The organism is Austwickia sp., from assembly GCA_016699675.1.
Taxonomy (GTDB): domain Bacteria; phylum Actinomycetota; class Actinomycetes; order Actinomycetales; family Dermatophilaceae; genus Austwickia.
Genome location: CP064985.1, coordinates 1,768,401 through 1,789,369 on the forward strand (window position 1 = coordinate 1,768,401; position 20,969 = coordinate 1,789,369).

Annotated in this window: 15 protein-coding genes and 1 pseudogene; 8 read left to right on the forward strand and 8 right to left on the reverse strand. The window is 72.8% G+C overall.

Annotation, left to right across the window (positions count from 1 at the left end):
* Nucleotides 1–6: 6 nt before the first annotated feature.
* Together IPK37_08120 and IPK37_08125 are read right to left on the reverse strand one after the other, a co-directional pair.
* Nucleotides 7–1,707: a polyhydroxyalkanoic acid synthase gene (locus IPK37_08120; protein QQS02752.1), complete on the reverse strand. Its 1,701-nt coding sequence runs from the start codon at nucleotides 1,705–1,707 to the stop codon at nucleotides 7–9.
* Between the two features lie 247 nt (nucleotides 1,708–1,954).
* Nucleotides 1,955–2,740 (reverse strand): hypothetical protein, encoded by a 786-nt coding sequence (locus IPK37_08125; protein QQS02276.1) that lies wholly within the window; start codon nucleotides 2,738–2,740, stop codon nucleotides 1,955–1,957.
* Between the two features lie 353 nt (nucleotides 2,741–3,093).
* Here IPK37_08125 and IPK37_08130 point away from each other — a divergent pair, with 353 nt between their 5' ends.
* The 5 genes and pseudogenes from IPK37_08130 (at nucleotide 3,094) to IPK37_08150 (ending at nucleotide 12,199) form a co-directional block, all read left to right on the forward strand.
* On the forward strand, nucleotides 3,094–4,482 hold the full coding sequence (locus tag IPK37_08130) for a magnesium chelatase (GenBank protein QQS02277.1): 1,389 nt from the start codon (nucleotides 3,094–3,096) through the stop codon (nucleotides 4,480–4,482).
* Between the two features lie 244 nt (nucleotides 4,483–4,726).
* Complete coding sequence (locus tag IPK37_08135; GenBank protein QQS02278.1) at nucleotides 4,727–6,766, forward strand: VWA domain-containing protein; 2,040 nt, start codon at nucleotides 4,727–4,729, stop codon at nucleotides 6,764–6,766.
* A 238-nt stretch (nucleotides 6,767–7,004) separates the two neighbouring features.
* A pseudogene (locus tag IPK37_08140) lies at nucleotides 7,005–10,342 on the forward strand (S8 family serine peptidase).
* A gap of 27 nt (nucleotides 10,343–10,369) precedes the next feature.
* A complete protein-coding gene (locus IPK37_08145) occupies nucleotides 10,370–11,206 on the forward strand; it encodes a CPBP family intramembrane metalloprotease (GenBank protein ID QQS02279.1) in 837 nt (278 codons plus the stop codon).
* 123 nt (nucleotides 11,207–11,329) lie between these two features.
* A complete protein-coding gene (locus IPK37_08150; GenBank protein QQS02280.1) occupies nucleotides 11,330–12,199 on the forward strand; it encodes a sugar phosphate isomerase/epimerase in 870 nt (289 codons plus the stop codon).
* A gap of 97 nt (nucleotides 12,200–12,296) precedes the next feature.
* Here IPK37_08150 and IPK37_08155 read toward each other — a convergent pair whose 3' ends face one another.
* Nucleotides 12,297–13,238: an AEC family transporter gene (locus IPK37_08155; GenBank protein ID QQS02281.1), complete on the reverse strand. Its 942-nt coding sequence runs from the start codon at nucleotides 13,236–13,238 to the stop codon at nucleotides 12,297–12,299.
* Nucleotides 13,239–13,295: 57 nt separating this feature from the next.
* On the opposite strand from IPK37_08155, the gene IPK37_08160 reads away from it, so the two are divergent.
* Nucleotides 13,296–14,072, forward strand: coding sequence for an esterase family protein (locus IPK37_08160; GenBank protein QQS02753.1), 777 nt, complete (start codon nucleotides 13,296–13,298; stop codon nucleotides 14,070–14,072).
* A 64-nt stretch (nucleotides 14,073–14,136) separates the two neighbouring features.
* Here the strand turns inward: IPK37_08160 and IPK37_08165 are convergent, their stop codons facing one another.
* From IPK37_08165 to IPK37_08180, 4 genes are all read right to left on the reverse strand, one after another.
* Nucleotides 14,137–15,015 (reverse strand): hypothetical protein, encoded by an 879-nt coding sequence (locus IPK37_08165; protein QQS02282.1) that lies wholly within the window; start codon nucleotides 15,013–15,015, stop codon nucleotides 14,137–14,139.
* Nucleotides 15,016–15,185: 170 nt separating this feature from the next.
* Complete coding sequence (locus tag IPK37_08170; GenBank protein ID QQS02283.1) at nucleotides 15,186–16,385, reverse strand: RNA polymerase sigma factor; 1,200 nt, start codon at nucleotides 16,383–16,385, stop codon at nucleotides 15,186–15,188.
* A 123-nt stretch (nucleotides 16,386–16,508) separates the two neighbouring features.
* Nucleotides 16,509–17,087, reverse strand: coding sequence for a hypothetical protein (locus IPK37_08175; GenBank protein ID QQS02284.1), 579 nt, complete (start codon nucleotides 17,085–17,087; stop codon nucleotides 16,509–16,511).
* 146 nt (nucleotides 17,088–17,233) lie between these two features.
* The gene (locus IPK37_08180) at nucleotides 17,234–18,037 is read right to left on the reverse strand and encodes an alpha/beta hydrolase (GenBank protein ID QQS02754.1); all 804 of its coding nucleotides are present in this window, start codon (nucleotides 18,035–18,037) and stop codon (nucleotides 17,234–17,236) included.
* A 384-nt stretch (nucleotides 18,038–18,421) separates the two neighbouring features.
* Here IPK37_08180 and IPK37_08185 point away from each other — a divergent pair, with 384 nt between their 5' ends.
* Complete coding sequence (locus tag IPK37_08185) at nucleotides 18,422–18,745, forward strand: hypothetical protein (protein QQS02285.1); 324 nt, start codon at nucleotides 18,422–18,424, stop codon at nucleotides 18,743–18,745.
* A gap of 60 nt (nucleotides 18,746–18,805) precedes the next feature.
* Nucleotides 18,806–19,591: a membrane protein insertase YidC gene (gene yidC / locus IPK37_08190; GenBank protein QQS02286.1), complete on the forward strand. Its 786-nt coding sequence runs from the start codon at nucleotides 18,806–18,808 to the stop codon at nucleotides 19,589–19,591.
* Here the strand turns inward: yidC and IPK37_08195 are convergent.
* Nucleotides 19,588–20,967 carry a 6-phospho-beta-glucosidase gene (locus IPK37_08195; protein QQS02287.1) on the reverse strand — a complete coding sequence of 460 codons (1,380 nt, stop codon included), beginning with the start codon at nucleotides 20,965–20,967 and terminating at the stop codon, nucleotides 19,588–19,590. The genes yidC and IPK37_08195 overlap by 4 nt on opposite strands.
* Between the last annotated feature and the right edge of the window lie 2 nt (nucleotides 20,968–20,969).

Genomic DNA, 20,969 nt, shown 5'->3' on the forward strand with positions numbered 1-20,969 from the left:
GAGCGGCTACGTCGCCAGGATGTACCGGCCCGGGGCGTCTTCCAGCGGCGGATAGGCCTCGCTGCCCATCGCCGGCGGGGCGACCCGATCGTGCGCGGAGTGGTCGGCGAGCCAGCGCTGCCACGGCTCCCACCAGGAGCCCGAGCGGCGCTCGTGGTGGGCGACCCACTCGTCCGGGTCCTCGTACGGGTCCTGGTCGTGGTGCGTCCCGATCAGATAGCTGCGGCCGGGATGCCCGGGCTCGCTCAGGATGCCCGCGTTGTGGCCGCCGCTGGTGAGCACGAACGTGACGTCGTCGCTGTTGGCGAGGAGGTTGATCTTGTAGACCGACCGCCACGGCGCGACGTGGTCCTTCTCGGTGCCCACCGTGAAGATCGGCACGAGGATGTCGCGCAGCGCGATGCTGCGCCCGCGCACGTGATAGTGCCCCTGGGCGAGTTCGTTGTTCTGGAAGATCAGCCGCAGGTATTGCGTGTGCATGGTGGCGGGCATCCGGGTGGTGTCGGCGTTCCACGCCATGAGGTCACTCAGGGTGCCGGTGCGCCCCAGCAGGTATTCGTCGATCATCTTCCCCCAGACCAGGTCGTTGCTGCGCAGCATCTGGAAGGTGCCGTGCATCTGGTCCCCGGTCAGATAGCCCTTGTCGGCCATCTGGTCCTCGAGGAAGCTGATCTGGTCCTCGGTGATGAACAGCGACAGCTCGCCGGGCTCGCTGAAGTCGGTCTGGCCGGCGAACAGGGTCATCGACGCCATCCGGTCGTCGTGGTCGCGGGCCAGGGCCGCCGCCGCGATCGACAGGATCGTCCCGCCGAGGCAGTAGCCGACCATGTGGACCTTGCGGTCCGGCAGGACGGACGTGACGACGTCGAGGGCCTGCAACACGCCGTCGGAGAGGTATTCCTCCATCCCGACGCCCCGGTGCTCCTCGGTCGGGTTCACCCAGGAGATCGTGAAGACGGTGTGGCCCGCGTCGACCAGGTACTTGTACATCGAGTTCCCGGGCGACAGGTCGAGGATGTAGTACTTCATGATCCAGGCCGGCACGAACAGCACCGGCTCGGCGTACACGTCCGGGGTCGTCGGGCTGTATTGGATGACCTCGCACAGGTGGTTGCGGAAGATCACCTTCCCGGGCGTGATCGCGACGTCCTGCCCGACCACGGAGCCGCTGGTGTCGACCTCGTGGCGCCCGGCGGCCGCATCGCGCACGTCCCGCATGAAGTTCTTCCACCCGCGCCACAGGTTCGCACCCCGCTCCTCGCGGGTGATGCGCTGCACCTCGGGGTTGGTGAGCAGGGAGTTCGTCGGCGAGAACATGTCCACGGTCTGCCGGGCGTAGAAGCTGACGAGCTGCTCGTTCTGCTTCGTGACGCCGGGGACCCCCGTGGTGGCGGTGTTCCACCAGTCGCGGACCAGGAGGTGCTGCTGCTCCAGCACGTTGAACGGCCACCGGTTCCAGCTCTCGGCCCGGAACCGGTAGTCGCCCTTATCCGGCTCGATGACGTGCGGGGTGTTCGGGTCGACGGCCGAGCGGGCGGCATAGAGCCACAGGTTCACGGCGCCCCGGATGGCCTTCTCGGTGAGCATCGCCTGGCGCCCCGGCGCGTAGCCGAGGTGGGTGAGCCAGTCCAGATAGGCCAACGGTACGGCGGACGGGGACGCGCCCCCGGACAGCTTGCCCAGCCCGACGTGGACGGAGCGGTCGATCCACGCCGCCGTCTGCCGGTCGATGAGGGCCTTGTTGATGCGGTCCTTGATGGTCTCTGCGTCCGGCGCCCGGCCGCCCCCCGCGGCGGTGCTGGTGGACTGCGACACGATGGCCTCCCCTGCTCAATCTGCAGCTCAACCTGCGCTCTCCCACGGTAACCACCCGCCGGTCGGGCACGCCGCGAAGCCGGGGGCGAGCTAACTCACCCCCGGCGTCGCGGCCGGTTCGTGCGGAACGGCCGCTGCGTCAGCCTTGCGTGGTCGCCCCCGACGACGGCTGCGCGGGCTGGGTCTGTCCCGGCTGAGTCTGACCCGGCTGAGTCTGACCCTGTTGGCCGCGCGCGTGGCCGCCCCTGCCGCCGGGACCGCCCGGGCCGCCCATGCGGGCTTGGGACTGCGTGATCGTGGCGAGGTCGGCGCTGACCTCGACGTGCACCCGGGCACCGTCCTTGGAAGCCATCACGTCATAGCTGCCGTCGGCATCCTTCATCACCCGCTGGACCGACAGCGCCGCGTCCTTCGCGGTGACCGCGGCGGTCACCTTGGTGGCCTCATCGCCGGTCACCTCGGTGTGCTGTCCCATGCCCTTGCCGTCACGGCCCGGTCCGCCCGGTCCGCCCGGGCGCCCCGGACGCTCGGTGATCGTCGCCAGGTCGGCGCTGACCTCGAAGCAGGTGTTCTGGCCGTTCTTCGTCGCCATGACGTCATAGCTGCCGTCGGGGTCCTTCTCGACCTTGGTGACGGTGACGGCGGCATCCTTGGCCTTCACCGCGTCGCCGACCTTGGTGGCCTCGTCACCGGTCACCGCCGTGTGCTGGTGCGCCGGTCCCCTCCGCTCCTGCCGGCCCTGGCCGCTCTGGTCGCCGGTGCCGGCGCTCGCCGTACCGTTGCCCGGCGTCGCGGAACCGGTCGCCGCGGGCGGCGTCGGGGCGGGGGTGTTCGTGGCGGCGTGCGCCACCGCGGCGCCGCCGATGATCGTCAACCCGGCGACGACCGCGCCGGCCGTCGAGAGGGCGCGCTTGGTGGTGGACATGAGACTCCTCGAGAGATGGGTACAGAAATCGGGTGGTGCGGGTGGAGCCACGAGCCGGGGAACCGAACTTCTTGGCTCTCCTTCACGGTCGGCTCCGGCCCTGTCGCCGTTCCCTGGCGTCCATAGGCGCAGCCTGTGAATTCGGGCACTTCCTGTGACCTCGCCGATGGCCCTGCCCACGCACTCGCCGATGCAGGGCCTCGACACAAAGCGTCGACGGAGCCGCCGATGCACGCTCAGGGCGCGCCCGCCGCACCTCCGCGCCGGCCAGCGTCTCCCGTTGCGGCCCAGGCCGGCCCGTCGAAGGGTGGGTCCTCTCGCGGGCAATCCCCCGGGGGGTTAGCGTGACCAAGGTGAGCGAGACACCGGGCATCCGTACCGTCGGCGAGCTGCGCGCGAGCGGCCACCGCGACAAGCACCTGCGCGAAGAAATCCGCGACAACCTGCTGGCCATGCTGCGCGAGGGTCGGGATCCCTGGCCGGGCCTGCACGGCTTCGAGGCCACGGTCATCCCGCAGGTCGAGCGGGCCCTGCTCGCCGGGCACGACATCGTGCTGCTGGGCGAGCGCGGCCAGGGCAAGACCCGGTTGCTGCGGAGCCTCGTGGGGTTGCTCGACGAGTGGACCCCGGTCATCGAGGGCTCCGAGCTGGGCGAGCACCCGTACGCCCCGATCACCCACGAATCCCGCCGTCGCGCGCTGGGGTCGGGCGACCGGCTGCCGGTCGCGTGGAAGCACCGGGACGAGCGGTACGCCGAGAAACTGGCCACCCCGGACACCAGCGTCGGCGACCTGATCGGCGACGTCGACCCGATGCGGGTGGCGGAGGGGCGCCGCCTCGGCGACCCGGAGACCATCCACTTCGGCCTGATCCCGCGCAGCCACCGCGGCATCGTCGCGATCAACGAGCTGCCCGACCTGGCCGAACGGATTCAGGTGGCCATGCTCAACGTCATGGAGGAGCGGGACATCCAGATCCGCGGGTACGTGCTGCGGCTGCCCCTCGACGTGCTGGTCGTGGCGAGCGCCAACCCCGAGGACTACACGAACCGCGGCCGCATCATCACGCCGCTGAAGGACCGCTTCGGCGCCGAGATCCGCACGCACTACCCGGTGGAGCTCACCGACGAGGTGGCGGTGATCCGGCAGGAGGCGACGCTCGTCGCCGACGTGCCCGACTACCTGGTCGAGATCCTCGCTCGGTTCACCCGCGCGCTGCGCGAGTCCAGCGCGGTCGACCAGCGCTCCGGGGTCTCCGCGCGGTTCTCGATCGCGGGCGCCGAGACGATCGCGGCGGCCGCGCTGCACCGGGCGACCGCGCAGAACGAGCCGGAGGCGGTGGCCCGCGTGGTCGACCTGCAGACGGCCGTCGCGGTGCTGGGCGGCAAGGTCGAGTTCGAGACCGGCGAGGAGGGCCGGGAGAAGGACCACCTCACCCACATGCTCCGCACGGCCACGGCGGCCACCGCCCGCGAGCGACTGGCGGGCATCGACCTCTCCCCGCTGATCGGGGCGCTCGACGGCGGCGTCATGGTGGTGACCGGCGAGCAGATCACCGCCGCGGCGTTCCTCGACGAGCTGCCCGACCTGCCGGACTCCCCGCTCTACAACGAGGTCTGCGAGCGCCTCGGCGCCCGCACCGACGGCGAGCGCGCCAGCGCCCTGGAGCTGGTCCTGGAGGCGCTGTTCCTCGCCCGAAAGGTCGCCAAGGAGACCGAGGGCGGCAGGACGGTGTACGGGTGAGGAATGCCGCCGGGGAGCCGTGCTGGTGCAACCGCCGCCAGCCGACACGGTGCGCTGGTGCACGGCCGCCAGCCGACCCGGCGCGCTGGCACCACCCGCCTCCGGGCATCTAATGGGCAGCTGTCAGGGCAGGTTATTGGTCGTGATCACAGCGCGTAACCTGCCCTGACAGTTGCCATCACGCGAGACCGGTAGGACGCACGCGGTCCGCGCCGGAACCCCACGGATCGGAGAGGAGTTGGCGATGACCGATCGACGCGGGGAGGGCTGGGCGCGGTACGGCCGCTACGACGGCGGGCCCGACCCGCTCGCGCCTCCGGTGGACCTGTCCGAGGCGCTCGACGCCATCGGCGAGGACGTCATGGGCGGGCGCTCGCCGGAGGGCGCCATGCGCGAGTACCTGCGCCGCGGCGGCAAGGACCGCACGGGCCTGGACGACCTGGCCCGGCGCGTCAACGCCCGGCGCAAGGAGCTGCTCAAGGAGAACAAGCTCGACGGGACCCTCCAGGACATCAAGGAGCTGCTCGACCAGGCCGTGCTCGCCGAGCGCGGCCAGCTCGCCCGCGACGTGACGATGAACGACGACGACCGCACGTTCCGCGAGATGCGCATCAACAACCTCTCGCCGTCGACGGCCTCGGCGGTGCGCGAGCTGTCGGACTACGACTGGGCCAGCCAGGAGGCCCGGGAGCGCTTCGAGCAGATCAAGGACCTGCTCGGCCGCGAGCAGCTCGACGCCCGGTTCAAGGGCATGAAGCAGGCCCTGGAGAACGCCACCGACGCCGACCGCCAACGCGTCCAGGACATGCTCGCCGTCCTCAACGAGCTGCTGGAGAAGCGCAACCGGGGCGAGGACACCGACGCCGATTTCCAGAACTTCATGGCCAAGCACGGCGACTTCTTCCCGGACAACCCGCAGAACCTCGACGAGCTCGTCGACCAGCTCGCCGAACGCTCGGCCGCGGCCCAGCGGATGCTCAACTCGATGACGGAGGAGCAGCGCCGCGAGCTGATGGAGCTGTCGGCGCAGGCGTTCGGCAGCCCCGAGCTGATGGAGTCGCTGCAGCGCCTCGACGGCAATCTGCAGCAGCTCCGCCCTGGCGAGGACTGGACCGGCAGCCAGCGCTTCGACGGGGAGCAGGGCCTGGGCCTCGGCGACGGCACCGGCGTGCTGCAGGATCTCGCCGACCTCGACGCGCTCTCAGAGCAGCTCTCGCAGAGCTACGACGGCTCCCGGCTCGCGGACCTGGATCTGGACGCGCTGGAGCGGCAACTCGGCGAGGACGCCGCGGTCGACGCGCGGACCCTGCGCGAGCTGGAGCGCCAGTTGCGCGAGTCCGGCTACCTCAAGCGGGCCTCCGACGGCTCGCTGCGGCTGTCCCCGAAGGCCATGCGGCGGCTCGGCAAGGAGCTGTTGAAGGACGCCGCGGGCCGCCTGTCGGCGCGGCAGGGCCAGCGCGACTCCCGCCTGGCGGGCGCCGCCGGGGAGCGCAGCGGTGCCACCCGGGAATGGCAGTTCGGGGACACCGAACCGTGGGATGTCACGCGGACGGTGGGCAATGCCGTACGCCGTACGGTCGCCGAAGGCCGCGACCCCCGCGACGGACTGCGCATCGACATGCGCGACATCGAGGTCACCGAGACCGAGGCCCGGACGCGCAGCTGCGTGGCGCTGCTCGTGGACACGTCGTACTCGATGGCCCTCGACGGCCGCTGGGTGCCCATGAAGCGCACCGCGCTCGCCCTGCACCAGCTGATCTCGAGCCGGTTCCGGGGCGACCACCTGCAGCTGATCGCCTTCGCCCGGCACGCCCAGGTCATGGACATCGAGGAACTGACCGCGCTCGATGCGATGTGGGACAAGGGCACCAACCTGCACCACGGCCTGCTCCTGGCGAACCGACACTTCCGCAAGCACCCGGGGGAGCAGCCGGTGCTGCTGGTGGTGACCGACGGCGAGCCGACCGCGCACCTGCTCGGCGACGGGCAGGCGTGGTTCTCCTACCCGCCGCACCCGCTGACGATCACCTCGACGGTGCGGGAGCTGGAGAACGCCCGACGCCTCGGCGCGCAGGCCACGTTCTTCCGGCTCGGCGAGGATCCCGGCCTGGCCCGGTTCGTCGACCAGATGGCGGCGCGCGTGGACGGCCGGGTGGTCGCGCCGGAGCTGGACGACCTCGGCGCGGCGGTGGTGGGCAGCTACCTGGGGGCGCGCACGGGCATGTACGGCGGGGGCGCGCACCTCTCGGACTGGTACGGCGGGCGGGGTTTCTGGGCGGGCTGAGCCGCTCCGGGGCGGGCCGCCCCGGCCTTGGCCCCCGCCCGGCCGGACGACGCCCGGCCGGCCGGACCCGCGCCGCGTTCAGCGGCGGGTAAATTCCCCCGCGCAATCCTGGCGGCCTCGGCGAGTTGCCGTGTGGGCCAAGCGGGTTAACCGCTAGGAAGGGCGCGGCAGGGACGCCTGGCAACGAGCTCACGCCCGTCGGCACCGCGGCGCCCTCCTCCGACAGAGAGGTCCCGTGATGGCGAACTTCCGCAAGCCCGGCCTGGCCGCAGCCCTCGCCACGGGGGTCGCCGTCGCGCTGGCCGGCCTCGGCTCCGGCCCGGCCGGCGCGCTCAGCGCCGTGGACAACGACCCCACCCCGCTGCCCGCGCCGGTCAAGGCCCGGGCGCAGGCGTTCGAAGGGGGCAAGGACACCCCCGCCGCGAAGGACAAGATGAGCAGCCACAGCCAGGAGCTGCTCATCGAGGCGCAGTCGGCCGGCAAGGCCAAGGTGACGGTGATGGTGCTGACCGCCAAGGGGGGCACGGCGCCCGTGGTGGAGCAGCTTAAGCAGCTCGGCGCCACCGTGGGCTACACCCACGACCGGACCGGCTACGTCCGCGCGACGCTGCCCACCGGCAAGGCCCTCGAGATCACGCGCATCGACCAGGTGCAGCACGTCGACCTCGACGAGATGCTGCAGGTCCCCGACCCCGCCCCCGACCCGCAGGGCGCCGGGGGCGCGGCCGCCGGCGCCCCGCACCCGTGGACCGGGCCGTCGCCGACCACGCCGGCGGTCAACCCCTACCTCCCCACGGCCGACACGGGGGCGGTGCAGTTCAAGCGGGACAACCCGACGTACGACGGCCGGGGCGTCACGATCGGGGTCCTCGACTCGGGCGTCGACCTGGACCATCCGGGCCTGCAGCAGACGACGACCGGCGAGCGGAAGATCACCAACTGGATCACGGTCACCGATCCGCTCACGGAGGGCGACGGCACCTGGCGCGCCATGATCACGCGGGTCAAGGGCCGGACCGCGGCGTACGGCACGTACGACTGGGTCCTGCCCGACCGGCCCGGCGCCGACTTCGCGATCAGCATGTTCCGCGAGTCCACCGCCGCGGCCAACGAGGAATTCAAGGGCGACATCGACCGCGACGGCCGGACGAACGGGGCGTGGGGGATCCTCTACGACTACGCCACCGGTGACATCTGGGTCGACGTCAACGGCAACCACGACTTCACCGACGACACGATGATGCGGCCCTACCGGGAGCGCTACGACGTGGGGCACTTCGGCACGGACGACCCGGCCACCCCGCTGCACGAGGCCGCCCCCTTCGTCGTGGAGTTCCGCAAGGGCGTCGACCTCACCCCCGCCGGGCGTGCCGGTGAGACCGCCGACTTCGTCAACATCGGCGTCGTGTCGAGCGCGCACGGGACGCACGTGGCCGGGATCGCCGCGGCAAGATCCCGGGGTGGGCCATGGAGGGGGTGGCCCCGGGCGCCAAGCTCGTCTCGGCCAAGGCCTGCCTCTTCGCGGGGGGCTGCACCGTCGTCGCGCTGACCGAGGGCATGATCGAGCTGGTCGCGAACCAGCACGTCGACGTCGTGAACCTCTCCATCGGTGGCCTGCCGGCGCTCAACGACGGCAACAACGCCCGCTCGGCGCTCTACAACCGGCTCATCGACGAATACGGCGTACAGCTCTTCGTCTCCGCGGGCAACAGCGGGCCCGGCGGCAACACGATCGGCGATCCGTCGGTGGCCACCGACGTCGTCAGCGTCGCCGCCGGCGCCTCCAAGGACACCTGGCTGGCCAACTACGGCGCCGCCGCGACGGCCGCCTATTGGGTGCAGAACTACTCCTCGCACGGCCCGCGGGAGGACGGTGGGTTCAAGCCCAACCTCATGGCGCCCGGCTCCGCGATCAGCTTCGTGCCGATGTTCTGGAAGGCGGATCAGCTGGCGGAGGCCGGCTACACCGTGGCGCCCGGTTTCGCGATGTTCAACGGCACCTCGATGGCCAGCCCGCAGGCGACCGGCGGGGCGGCGTTGCTGCTGTCCGGGGCCCGGCAGAGCGACCTCGCGGTGACCCCGCGCCTGCTGCGCGCCTCGCTCTACGCGACGGCGGACTTCATCCCGGACGTGCCGGCCGACGCCCAGGGCAACGGGCTGCTGCGGGTCGACCGGGCCTGGCCGGTGCTCAAGCGCTCCCCCAAGGTGGACAACGCCTACACCGTCGCCGCCCCCGTGTGCTCGGCGCTCGGCAACCTGCTCGCGACCCCGAACAAGGGGCAGGGCGTCTACAACCGCTGCCCGGCGGGGGCCGGCGGGCACCAGGTGGGCGAGGCCAAGACGTACGACGTGACGATCACGCGCACCGCCGGCCCCGCCAACGACGTCACCCACGCGCTGCGCTGGGTCGGCAACGACGGCACGTTCAGCTCCGCGCGCACCGTCGACCTTCCGCTCGGGACCCCGGTCACGGTGAAGGTCACCGCCACCCCGCAGTCCACCGGCGACCACTCCGCCATCCTCAACGTCGACGTGCCGGGCGCGATCGTGCACGGCGCGCAGCTGATGGCGTCGGTCGTGGTGGCCGATTCCCTCGAGGCGGCGCCCTACACGGCGTCGATGTCCGGAACCGTCGAGCGGGTGCGCACCCGGAGCATGTTCGTGACCGTGCCCAAGGGGGCCAAGGCGCTGCAGGTGAACCTCGGCGGCCTCGCGTCCGGCTCGATGGTCCGCTTCCTCGCCATCAACCCGTACGGCGTCCCCATGGACGCCTACTCCGGGGCGGGGGCCAAGTCCTGCTTCAGCAACGTCGCCGACGCGGCGATCTGCGCGCCGAACTCGCGGGCCTACCTCAACCCGCTGCCCGGCGTGTGGGAGATCCAGGTGGACGCGAGCCGCCGTACGCCCCTGACCGCCAACCCCTTCCGGGTGACCGCCGCCGTCCAGGGGGTCGTGGTCACGCCCGCCACCCAGACGCTGGAGTCCGCGACCATCGGCACGCCGGTGCTCCTGAAGTGGACCGTCGAGAACCGGTTCGGCGACGCCACGGTCACGGGCAAGGGCGGACCCCTCGGGTCGGCCCGCTCGGACCGCCCGACGATCGCCCAGGGTGAGACGCGCACCACCGTCGTCGCCGTGCCCGCCGGGACGGCCCGCCTCGACGTGAAGATCGGCAACCCCGGCGACAAGTCCGCCGATCTCGACCTCTACCTCAAGGACTCCGCGGGCAACGTCGTGGCGATGTCCGCGGACGGGGACGCCGAGGAGGCGGTGAGCATTCCGAACCCGAAGGCCGACGCGTACACGATCGAGGTCGACGGGTACGACGCGGGCCCGACCGGGAAGACCGCCTACGACTACCTGGACGTCTTCTACGGGTCCGGGCTCGGCACGCTGAGCGTCGATCCCAAGACCGTGCCGCTGCGCAAGGGCGAGCAGACGACCATGACCGGCACGATCACCGCCGCGGCGCGGCCCGCGGAGGGCCGCAGGCTCTTCGGGGAGTTCCGGGTGGTCAACTCCGAGGGCACCGTGCTCGGCACCGGCGAGGTGGTGATCGCCGAGGTCAAGGGCTGAGGCGGGGTCGGCGGGTAGCGTGCCGGTATGAGGTGCGCCGCAGCGACGACGTACGTCGTGCCGCCGAGCTCCCTGGCCCGCCGCACCCTGCTGACCGAGACGGCCCTGGTGCTCGGCGTGAGCCTGGGCGCCCCGGCCGTCTGGTCGATCCTGAGCATCGTCCGCCGGCTGACGGATCGGGTCGCGCTGTCGGCGCAGACGTCGACGATGAACAACTCGGTCACGCCGGACCGGCCCTGGCTTGACCTCGCCTACCAGCTCGCGGGGATCGGGCTCGCCCTCGTGCCGGTGGGGCTGGCGCTGCATCTGCTCGCCCGCGACGGCGTACCGCCCGGCGCCCTCGGGCTGAGCCGGCGCACCGCGGGTGGCGACGTCGCCCGCGAGGCCGCCCAGGGCGCCGCCGGGAACGTCTCCCGGGACGTCGTCCGGGGTGTGGCCCTGGCCGCGCTCGTCGGGATCCCCGGGCTCGGCTTCTATCTCGCGGCCCGGGCGCTCGGGGCGAACACCACGGTGGCCGCGGCGAACCTCGCGCCGGTCTGGTGGGCCGTGCCCGTGCTGATCCTCGCCGCCGCCCAGAACGCGGTGCTGGAGGAGGTGGTGATGATCGGGTACCTGCTCACGCGCTGGCGCCAGGCCGGCTGCTCGGCCGTCGCCGCCGTGGTGGGATCGGCGGTCATCCGCGGGACCTACCACCTCTACCAGGGCTTCGGCGGTTTTCTCGGCAATCTCGCCATGGGGTTGCTCTTCGGCTGGCTCCACACGCGCCGGCCCCGCGTCGGTCCCCTGATCGTGGCGCACACCCTGCTCGACGTCGTGGCTTTCGTCGGGTACGCCGCGCTGCGCGGCCACGTCTCCTGGCTCTGAGCACCCGCCTCCGCCGCGGCGCACCCCGGCGCGCTGTTGGACGCTCGCCCAAGAGAGCCTCTACGGTAGGAAATCGACGTCCAAAGGGGAAGGCGTCGACGTACGAACCTCAGGGGGCACGGCATGGCCAATCACGGGCACATCGGTCGGGACGCGGACGGGCCGCCGCGCCCGCTCGGCCTGGCGCCGTTGTCGGTGCTCGGGGAGGCGCCGCACCGCATCGTCGAGGCCGCCGCGGCCGCAGGTTTCGAGTTCGTGGGGCTGCGCGTGCACCGCGTCGTCGACAGTGAACCGCACGTGGGGGTGGCTGCCGGCACGGCGGAGTCCCGGCGCACCGCCAAGGCGCTGGCCGAAACCGGACTCGCCGTGATCGACGTGGAGTGCCTCGTGCTCGACGGCGTGGTCGGCCCGGAGCAGTGGCGGCCGGCGCTGGAGGCGGGCGCCGTGTTAGGGGCGCGGACGTTCACCGTCGCCAGTTCCGACACCGATCGGCACCGGATCGCCGACCACCTGTGCGCCTTCACGCTGGACGCCCTCGCCGTCGGCATCGTCCCGGCGTTCGAGCCGATGGCCTACCGGACCGTGGCCAGCCTTCCGCAGGCGGCGGTCCTGGCCCGCGAGGCGGGGTGCCTCGTGCTGCCGGACACCCTGCATTACCACCGCCGGGGCACGACGCCGGCCGAGGCGGCGACGGTGGCCGACCTCGTCGAGATGCTGCAGATCTGCGACGCCCCGGCTGCGCCGCCGGCGGACCTTGCCGGCTTCATCGAGGAGTCCCGGGCCCACCGACTGCTGCCGGGCGACGGGGCGGCGGATCTCGCCGGTTTCCTCGGCGCGTTCCCCGCGGACGTGCCCGTTAGCGTGGAGGTGCCCCACCCGAGCCTGTCGGAGATGGGCCTGCCCGCATTTGCCCGGCAGCTGTACGCCGCCGGCCGGGCCTGCCTCGACGCGCTGGCCCTGCCGGACGGTCCGCCGGTGGGCCGGCTGGTCTGACCGCTCCGAGTCGCGGTCGGCCCGCGGGCCCGCTCCGATCGGTGACTTTGCGGCGCCCTGAGGCGACAACGCACCGATCGGAGCCGTACGGCGAGGCTCAGGCGGCGCCGAGCGCGTGGAAACCCGCCGCGATCAGGAGGATGACCGGCAGCGAGGCGAACGTCGAGAAGAAGATGACGTCCCTGGCCAGCGGGATCGAGCGGTCATAGCGCACGGCGTACGTGAAGATGTTCTGCGCCGTCGGCAGTGCCGCGGTGACGACGAGCGCGAACAGCTCGCGGCCGCGCATCCCCAGCGCGAGCATCCCCGCCAGGGCGGCGACGACCGGCATGCCGACGGTCTTGAGGCCGACGAGCCACGCGACGTCGCCCAGCGAGCCGCCGGCGGCGGGCTTCGGGCCCAGCCGCAGCGAGATCCCGAACGCCATGAGCATCGCCGGGACCGCCATGTCGCCGAGCATGCGCACCGGGTCGGCGACGACGGCCGGCAGTGTCACGTGCGCGACCGCGAGGATCAGCCCGAGCAGCGCGCCAAGGGAGATCGGGTTGGTGCCCAGCGAGGCGATGCCCCGCAGCAGCGAGGGCGGCCGGGCGGCCGCGTCCCGGTCGAACAGCACCATGACCAGCGGCGTGATGACGAGGAGCTGCAGCAGCAGGGTGGGTGCCACCCAGGCGACGTCGCCGAGGACGTAGAGCGCGATGGGGATGCCCAGGTTGCCTGCGTTGACGTACGCGGCGCAGAGCGCCCCGATGAGGCGGTCCCCCAACCGGCGGCCGGGAGATCGCACCCGGGCCACGAGCACGGCCAGCGCCATGGTCAGGACCACCGCCGTCGCGGAGCCGACGAGGTTGCGGGAGAGCACCTGGGACAGCGGCGTGCGCTGCAGGACGGTGAGCAGCAGGGCCGGCGAGCAGACGTAGAAGGCCACCAGCGAGAGCACGCGCTGGGCCTGCAGGTCGACCACCCGCAGGTGCGCCAGGAGCCACCCCACGGCGATGACCAGCGAGATGGTCGCGAATCCCAGCAGCACTCCGAGCACCGCCCCAGGCTAGTCACGCCCTTCGGCGCCGGATCCACCGCGTAGCCTGTGGGCGTGCTGCGCCTCGCCATCGATGTCGACTCCGCCGTGCTCGGGATGACGACCAGCCTGATCGTGCTGTTGCCGCAGGCCAGCGACCGGGCCGACTGGGGCGCGCCTTCGCCGGGCCCGGACGGCCCGCCGGTCCTCTACCTCCTGCACGGCCTGTCCGACGACGCGTCCGCCTGGACGCGCTTCACGAGCGTGGAACGGTACGCCGCCGCGGCCGGCCTCGCGGTCGTCATGCCGGAGGTCGGCCGGAGCATGTACGTCGATGCGCCCGGGGGCCTGCCCTACTTCAGCTACGTCGCCGACGAGCTGCCCGAGTTGGTGGGCGCGGCGTTCCGGGTGTCGAGCCGGCGCGCGGACACGTTCGTGGCCGGGTTGTCGATGGGCGGGTACGGCGCGGTGAAGCTCGCCCTGCGGCGGCCCGAGCGGTACGCCGCGGCGGCCTCCCTCTCGGGGGTGCTGAACATCGGGGTGATCGAGCACGGCGACCGGTTCACCGCGGCGCAGCTGACGGCGATGTTCGGCCCGGCGGCGAGCGGGGTGGGCACGGCGGACGACGTCCGGGAGCTGTTGCGCACCGCCGCCGCGGCCGGGACGACGCTGCCCGACCTCTACCTGGCGTGCGGGACCGAGGACGACCTCTACCGGTGGAACGTCGAGTTCACCGAGTTGGCGCGGGAACTCGGCGTGCCGGCCACCACATACGACAGCCCCGGCGGGCATAGCTGGGACTACTGGGACGCGATGCTGGCGAAGGTCATCGACTGGCTGCCGACGCCCCGGTAGGGGCCAGGCCGCTCCGACAGGGCGGGCCGCTCCCGACGGAGCCGGGATCCGCAAGCGCCGCGGGTCAGGCGAGCCCGGCGAGGAGGACCTTGGCCGCCCCGGTGGTGACGTCGATGCAGGCTGACTGGGACGTCGGCGGCACGTGGCCGACGAACAGGGCGACCGCGTACCGGCCGCTGCGCACCCAGCCCACCGATCCCGTCATGGTGATGCCGCCGTTCGGCCAGGTGCCCCCCCAGCCCTGCTTGACCACGGCGGTGCGGTCGGCTGCGTAGAGCCCGAAGACCTGGTTGGTACCGTCGGCGGCCTCGGCCCACATCCCGGCCATCGTGTCGACGAGCCACGGGCCGACGGCGGGGTCGCGGCGGGCGGCGGCGAGGAACTGGGCGAAGCCCAGCGGCGAGATGATGAAGCTGCCCCACCAACCGGTCCCCTTCGTCGGGCCGGTGCCGAGGGCGGAGATTCCGTAGCGGGCGGCCGCCCAGGACACGACGCCGTCGCCGCCCGCGGACCAGTAGAGCTGGTTCGCCGCGGCGTCGCTGCTGGCCACGATCATCCGTCGGGCGGTGGCCGCGGTGGAACCGGTCATCTTGCCGTTGGCCAGCAGGTTCGCGGCGAGCATGACCTTGACCGTGGACTCCGCGGGGAAGTACGCCGTGCCCCGGCCGCCGGTGTAGGCCCGCCGGGTGGCCATGTCGACGACGGCCACGCCCGAGAGGTAGCCGCGGGCCGAGGCGTACGCCGCCGCGTTGTCGGCGGCCCGTTGGATGGTGGCGGGGTTGCCGTAGGCGACGGGAGCCGCTGCGGCGGGCGGGTTGGCGGCGCGGGTCGCCGCGCTGGCAGCGCTGGACGCGTTCGCCGCGGGTGCGGCGCAGCCGAGCGTGAGGGCCAGCCCGAGGGAGCCGACGAGGAGGGTGCGGGCGCGTGCTGGGGAGCTGGCCATGAACGACCCTTTCACTTCACCGAATGGGTTGTGGCAGTGGCCGATAGCGCCAGATACCGGCGTCGCCAGTATGGCGACGTGGCGGGTCCGGCGGGGTCAGGCGCGCGGGCACGCCCCCGGGTTTCGGGTGGGCCCGGGCGGGTGGGTGGGCGCGTGGATGGTTGCCGGCGTTACGGCGCCGGGAGCATCCGATGCGCGAGGAGGTCCCAGTCGTACGGCGTCGCCGGATACCGCTCCGCCTGCAGCCGGCGCGACATGGCCTCGTGGTCGCGACCCGCGAGCCGCAGCAGCTCCGCCTTGGTGCTGTAGAAGTGCCGGCACTGCGGGATCGTCCCGACCCGCTCCATCTGGACCAGCTCGGTCAGGGCGACCTGGGCGCCCTCGACCTGCGCCAGCGCGATGAGCCGGCTGAGCGCCGCGCCCGGGGAGGGGTCGACGCAGACGAGCACCTCGTGGAGCTGCAGGATCTCGTCCCAGTCCACGCCCGACCACTCCTCGGGCCGGCTCAGCAGCGACAGGATGGCGGCGCGCAGGACCTGGCGACCGCGTCCGCCCGCCGTGAGCGCCTCCATCACCAGTTCGTGGGCGCGCTCGATCGCGCCCCGGTCCCAGGTGGTCCGGTCCTCCTCCGCGAGGGGCGTGTCGGCGGCGGTGGGGCTGACCGGGTCGCCCCAGGCCTCGACGAGGCGGGCGAGCGCGACCGTGGCCGAGGTCTCGGGGTCGTGCGGGAACAGCCGGTGCAGGCGGACCGTAAGGCCCTCCGCCTCGGCCCGCAGGTCGACGCTGAGGCGGCCCGGCTCGACGGGCGGGTAGTACGCCGCGGCCACCAGCCCGGTGGCGACCGTGAGGACATCGCCGACCTGGCGGGCGTAGTCGTCGCCGTCCCCCGGGAAGAGCCGCCGGCTCTCGCTGATCGTGACTTTGGCCCGGCGCAGGCTGGAGGCCATTGCGGACTCGGAGACCCCGAACAGCGCGGCGATGTCCGCGACGGGCACCCCGCACACGAGCCGCAGCGTCAGGGCGGCGCGCATGTAGGGGGAGACGTCCGGGTGGCAGGCGAGGAAGACCAACCGCGTCTCGTCGAGACCGTCCTCTCCGTCAGCCGGCCAGGGCAGCGGGAGCGAGCCGTGCCGACCGGACGCGCGAACGATGTCGGCGCACGAGGAGGCCCGCTCGGTCAGCCACGAGACGGGATCGGTCGGCACGCCCTCCCGGCTCCACTCCTCGGTGGCCAGGCTGTAGGCGCGCTCCAGGCACTCCTCGGCGATCCCGAGGTCCTTCGTGGCGCGCAAGGTGATGGCCATCGCGCGGGCCCAGTCTGAGCGCGCGGCGGCAACCGACTCGGTGACCTGGTCGGCAATCGTCGTCATCGTGGCGTCTCCGTAGGTCTTCGTCCCCTCCGTTGGGGCGAGGGCCGAGCAACCCGGCGCTGAGACGGGAGCCTAGCGCGGAAACTGCGCGCTCACCAGGGTCGCAAGGACACCTGGCGCTGGTCAGCCGAAGGTGACGTCCCAGTGGTTGCCCTCATTGAGGTACTGGTTGCCCGCCGGCGATTCCCACAGCCCGGGACCGATGCGCGTGAAGTTGCGCCGGACATAGGCGCTCAGGCAGCCGCTAGCGTTGAGGTCGATGCGGTAGCCGTTCGCGTGGCTCTTGGTGCCGCGGGCGTGACCGGTCTCGGTGCCGCCGGTGACGAGCAGGTCGCACCCGCTCGCCCGGGCCAGGACCAGCGTCCACTCGATCGTCTGGGATCGGATCCCCTCCAGCGAGGTGCACTCGGGGTCGTCCCGGTCGCTGCAGTCGCCGCTCGACCAGACGTCGATGCCGGCCTCGGCGAGCCGCTGCCGGGCCCAGGAGTCGGAAACACCGGAGGTGAATCCGATCGCCGGGTGGGCCTGGGCCGGAGCGGCCTGAGGTGGGGCGGCCTGAGCGACGGGATTGACCTGGGCGGGGGCGCTTTGGGCGACGGGCGCGGCCTGGGCGGGGGCGGCTAGGAGGCCAGTGAGTCCGAACGCGACGGCCGCCGTCGCGTAGGAGCAGACGGCGGCGCGAGGGGAACGCGGAGCATGCATGGGGAGCCTCCAGGGACGTCCGGGGAGTGCGGTCCGAAGCAGGCTCACTGTGACAGGGGCGACGGCCTGCACCAAGGAGGCGCGCGCAGGCAGCTCCCTTGGGCTTGAGGCGAATTCGTGACCGGGCGCGGGTCAGCGCCGCCGGATCACGCGGTCAACCGCGTCGTGAGGAAGTCCACCGCCTGGCGCCGGAGGTCGTCATCGACGTAGAAGCGATCGTCGGCGTGGCCCGCGTCGTCCACCAGCACGACCTGCTGACTGACGCCGGCGCCACGGAGCTTGTCGGCGAGTGCCTGGGACTGCTCGTACGGCGCCGTACAGTCCTGTTTCCCGTGAAACATCAGCGCGGGCACGGACCCCGCGGCGACATAGCTGACCGGGCTGGCCTTGAGCGCGGGACCGCGGCCCTCCGGAGCGTCGGGGTTGGCCCCGATGAGGCGCCCGTGCGAAGAGTCGGCCCCCTGCCGCTCCTGCTTGCAGCCGTGCGCAATCTGCTGGCTGTCGCGGGTGGTGAGCTCGTAGATGCCGTAGTACCCGAGGAACGCCCGCACGCTCGGGTCCGCCTTCGCACCCAGGGTGCCGTGCAGCGGATCGTCCTTGGGTGTGTAGGCGACCATGGCCGCGAGGTGGGCCCCGGCGGACTCGCCGGCGAGGGCGAATCGCTGCGGGTCCAGCCCCAGCTCGGCGGCGTGGGCCTTGAGGTACCGGACGCCCGCCGACACGTCCTGCATCGGCTCGGGGAACTTCGTCCCCTGCGGGAGCAGGTGGTAGTTGACGCTGGCCACGGCGATGCCCTTGGCGAGGAGATCATCACGCAGGCGGCCGACGCTGATGTCCCCGAAGCCGACGTCGGCCTTGTCGCCCATCCGCCAGCCCCCGCCGTGCACCCACACCACCACAGGGACCGGGGCGGTCCGCTGGTCGGGCAGGTACAGGTCGAGCGCGTGCATCGGGTCCCCGTCGTCGACCGCCGGGAGGTCGAGCCGGACCTTCCCGCCGTCCGAGGTGGCCGGCGGCTTGCTGCTCGTCGTCGACCCGGCGGCACTCGACGTACGGCTTGTGCCGCCCGAACCGGCTGGTGCCGAGGAGCACCCGGCGATCAGCGCGGCCGTGGCCACCCCGACGGCGACGCGGGCACCGAGCTGCCTCGCGGAGCGGTGGTTCAGCATGCTGATGTTCCCCCCTCTGTCGTTCGACCGGTGCCGCGGCTCCCCGCCGGGCACCTCCCCGCGACCAGGGTAAAGGGAAGGCACGCCGTCGCGCGGTGGTGCGGCGTGAGGCTCCGCGGGAACCGGCCGGCGCGCCCGGTCGTCTAGCCGGCGGGAGGTGACGCCATGAGCCGACGCGGTGACCTGAGCCGGGAGCACCGGTCCTCGTTGCTGTTGTGGTGGTGGCGCCTCGCGCCCGCCTTGCTCGTCGCTGCCCCTCTCGTGCTGGCGCAGCACGCCACGGCCGGCCACGGCGGAGCGGCCGCGGCCGTCCTCATGCTGCTCGCGGTGGGCTGCGCGGTCGGGGCGCTCGCCGTGTTCACGACGTACGTCGCGGGCGCCCCGCCCGCCCCCGCCGTCGTCCGCCGCCGCGCCTCACTCCTGCCGGCGCCGCTTTCGGTGGCGACGCCGCGCGTGCCGCACGGCCCTCGGGCTCCCGGACGGCGCTGACTTCCCCGCGCTTCTGCGCGGACTCGTCAGCCCCGTCCGTTACCTCTTGTTGGAGTGGTCATGCCCGATGTCCTGTTGCCGTTGAAGTCCGCCGTCGCCGCCGTCCTTTCCGCTGCCCATGCGTCGCTCGCCGACGCCGGCCTGGATCCGCATGCCGGAGCCACGTGGGCGCTGGCCATTGCCCTCGTCGTCGTCGCCGCCCGCGTCGCCCTCCTCCCACTGGTCGCGCAGGGAGTGCGCGCCTCCCGTGCCGCAGCCGCGGCGGCGCCGCGGCTGGCTCAGGTGCGGGCGCGGTACGCCGACCGACGCGACCCCGAGGCCCTCCGCGCGCTCGTCGACGCCCAGAAAGCGGTCCGGGCCGAGCACGGCGTACCGCGGTGGGGGTGCCTTCCGGCGCTGCTGCAGCTGCCGTTGGTGATCGCGCTGTACGCCGTGCTGTCCGACGTCTCCGCCGGTCGGCCCGTCGGCGCCATGGACGCCGCGCTGGTGGCCTCCGCCGGGTCGGCGTCCCTGTTCGGGGCGCGACTCGCGGACCGGGCGACGGCGTTGACCGCCGCCCCGGGCCAGCTCGCCGTCGCCGTCCTGCTGGCCGTGAGCGCGGCGGCCCTCAGCTACGCCACGCAGCGCTGGTTCGTCCTGCCGCACCTGGTGGTCGACGGTGTCCCGCCGCAGATCCTGGCGACGCAGCGCCTGCTGCCGCTGGCGTCCGCGGCGGGCCTCCTGGTGGCCGCGTGGGCGGTGCCGGTGGGATTGCTCGTCTACTGGGTGGCCGGCAACGCGTGGACCCTGGCCCAGCAGGCGGCCATCGCGCGGTGGTGGCCCAGCCCGGCGGGCGCGGCGAGCTAGCCGGCGCGGAACAGCGCGTCGACCGCGGGGATCCGGTCCCGGTAGCCCGCCAGCAGCTGGCGCGCCACCGTCACCGAGTCGACCAGCGGGTGCTCGGCGAACGCCGCCACCGCCAGCGTCGCGGACCGCTCCGTGGCCGCGCGGATCGTGAGCTGCTCCACCGCCTTCATCTGCTGCACCAGCCCGAGCATGGCGCCGTCCAGCGGGGTGACGGACGCCGGCGCCACCCCGGCGGCCGAGACGGTGCACGGCACCTCGACCACGGCGTCCGGCGCGAGCCCGGGGACGAGGTGTCCGGCCCGCACATTGAGGATCATCGTCGACGGCTCACCCCGGGCGATCGCCGCCATCAGCGCCAGGGCGACCCCCTCGTACCCGCCGCCGGCCAGGTCCGCCTCATCCCGTGCCTCGTCGGCGGCGCGGGTCTCGGCCATGTACGTCGCCTCCCGCTCGTCGCGGAACCGCCGCCACGTGGCCAGGGCCGCATCGGGGGCCGCCGCTACCGCTGCGGCGAACGCGGACTGCTGCTCCAGGAGGAACTCCCCGCGGGTGTGGGCCGCGCCGCGGATCTGGGCGAGCGCATCGCGGGTGAAGTACCAGTAGTAGAGGTATTCGTTCGGCAGCGCCCCGATCGTGCGCAGCCAGTCCGCGCCGAACAGCCTGCCCTCCTCAATCGACGCCAGGGCGGCGTCGGAGGCGAGCACGTCCGGCAGCAGGTCCGTCTCCGGGCCGCCGCCCGGATCGGCCGCGTACATCCCGCGCAGCCAGCCCAGATGGTTCAGCCCCAGGTAGTCGAGTCGGACCTCGTCCAGTCCGAGCCCCAGCGAGGCCGCCGCGCGCCGAGCCAGCCCGATCGGGGAGTCGCAGATCCCGATGACCCGATCGCCGAGGACCCCCGCCATGGCCTCGGTGATCATGCCGGCGGGGTTGGTGAAGTTGATGACGTAGGCTTCCGGCGCCTGCGCCGCCACCGCTCGCGCCACCTCCAGCGCGACGGGAATCGTGCGCAACCCGTAGGCGAGGCCGCCCGGCCCGGTGGTCTCCTGGCCGAGGACCCCCAGGTCGAGGGCCACCCGCTCGTCACAGGTGCGCCCCGCGAGGCCCTCGACCCGCATGGCCGAGAAGACGAAGTCCGCCCCGGCCACGGCCTCGTCGAGGCGGGTGGTGGTGCGTACGGCGGGTGGGGTCGACGCCTGACCGCCCCGCACCGACTCCTGGCCGAGCTGCTGCAGCACCCGCGTCATGACCGCGAGCCGAGCGGGCTCGACGTCGTACAGCACGACCTCGTCCACGCGCCGCGCACCGGTGTCCCGCAGCAGCGCCGCGTAGACGAGCGGGACCCGGAAGCCGCCGCCGCCGAGGATGGCCAGGCGCATCG

Excerpts from the sequence above, each read along its gene's own strand:
- IPK37_08165 (QQS02282.1), bottom strand. The coding sequence starts at position 15,015 with ATGGCCAGCTCCCCAGCACGCGCCCGCACCCTCCTCGTCGGCTCCCTC.
- IPK37_08125 (QQS02276.1), bottom strand. The coding sequence starts at position 2,740 with ATGTCCACCACCAAGCGCGCCCTCTCGACGGCCGGCGCGGTCGTCGCC.
- IPK37_08135 (QQS02278.1), top strand. The coding sequence starts at position 4,727 with ATGACCGATCGACGCGGGGAGGGCTGGGCGCGGTACGGCCGCTACGAC.
- IPK37_08145 (QQS02279.1), top strand. The coding sequence starts at position 10,370 with ATGAGGTGCGCCGCAGCGACGACGTACGTCGTGCCGCCGAGCTCCCTG.
- IPK37_08185 (QQS02285.1), top strand. The coding sequence starts at position 18,422 with ATGAGCCGACGCGGTGACCTGAGCCGGGAGCACCGGTCCTCGTTGCTG.
- yidC (QQS02286.1), top strand. The coding sequence starts at position 18,806 with ATGCCCGATGTCCTGTTGCCGTTGAAGTCCGCCGTCGCCGCCGTCCTT.
- IPK37_08175 (QQS02284.1), bottom strand. The coding sequence starts at position 17,087 with ATGCATGCTCCGCGTTCCCCTCGCGCCGCCGTCTGCTCCTACGCGACG.
- IPK37_08150 (QQS02280.1), top strand. The coding sequence starts at position 11,330 with ATGGCCAATCACGGGCACATCGGTCGGGACGCGGACGGGCCGCCGCGC.
- IPK37_08170 (QQS02283.1), bottom strand. The coding sequence starts at position 16,385 with ATGACGACGATTGCCGACCAGGTCACCGAGTCGGTTGCCGCCGCGCGC.
- IPK37_08180 (QQS02754.1), bottom strand. The coding sequence starts at position 18,037 with ATGCACGCGCTCGACCTGTACCTGCCCGACCAGCGGACCGCCCCGGTC.
- IPK37_08195 (QQS02287.1), bottom strand. The coding sequence starts at position 20,967 with ATGCGCCTGGCCATCCTCGGCGGCGGCGGCTTCCGGGTCCCGCTCGTC.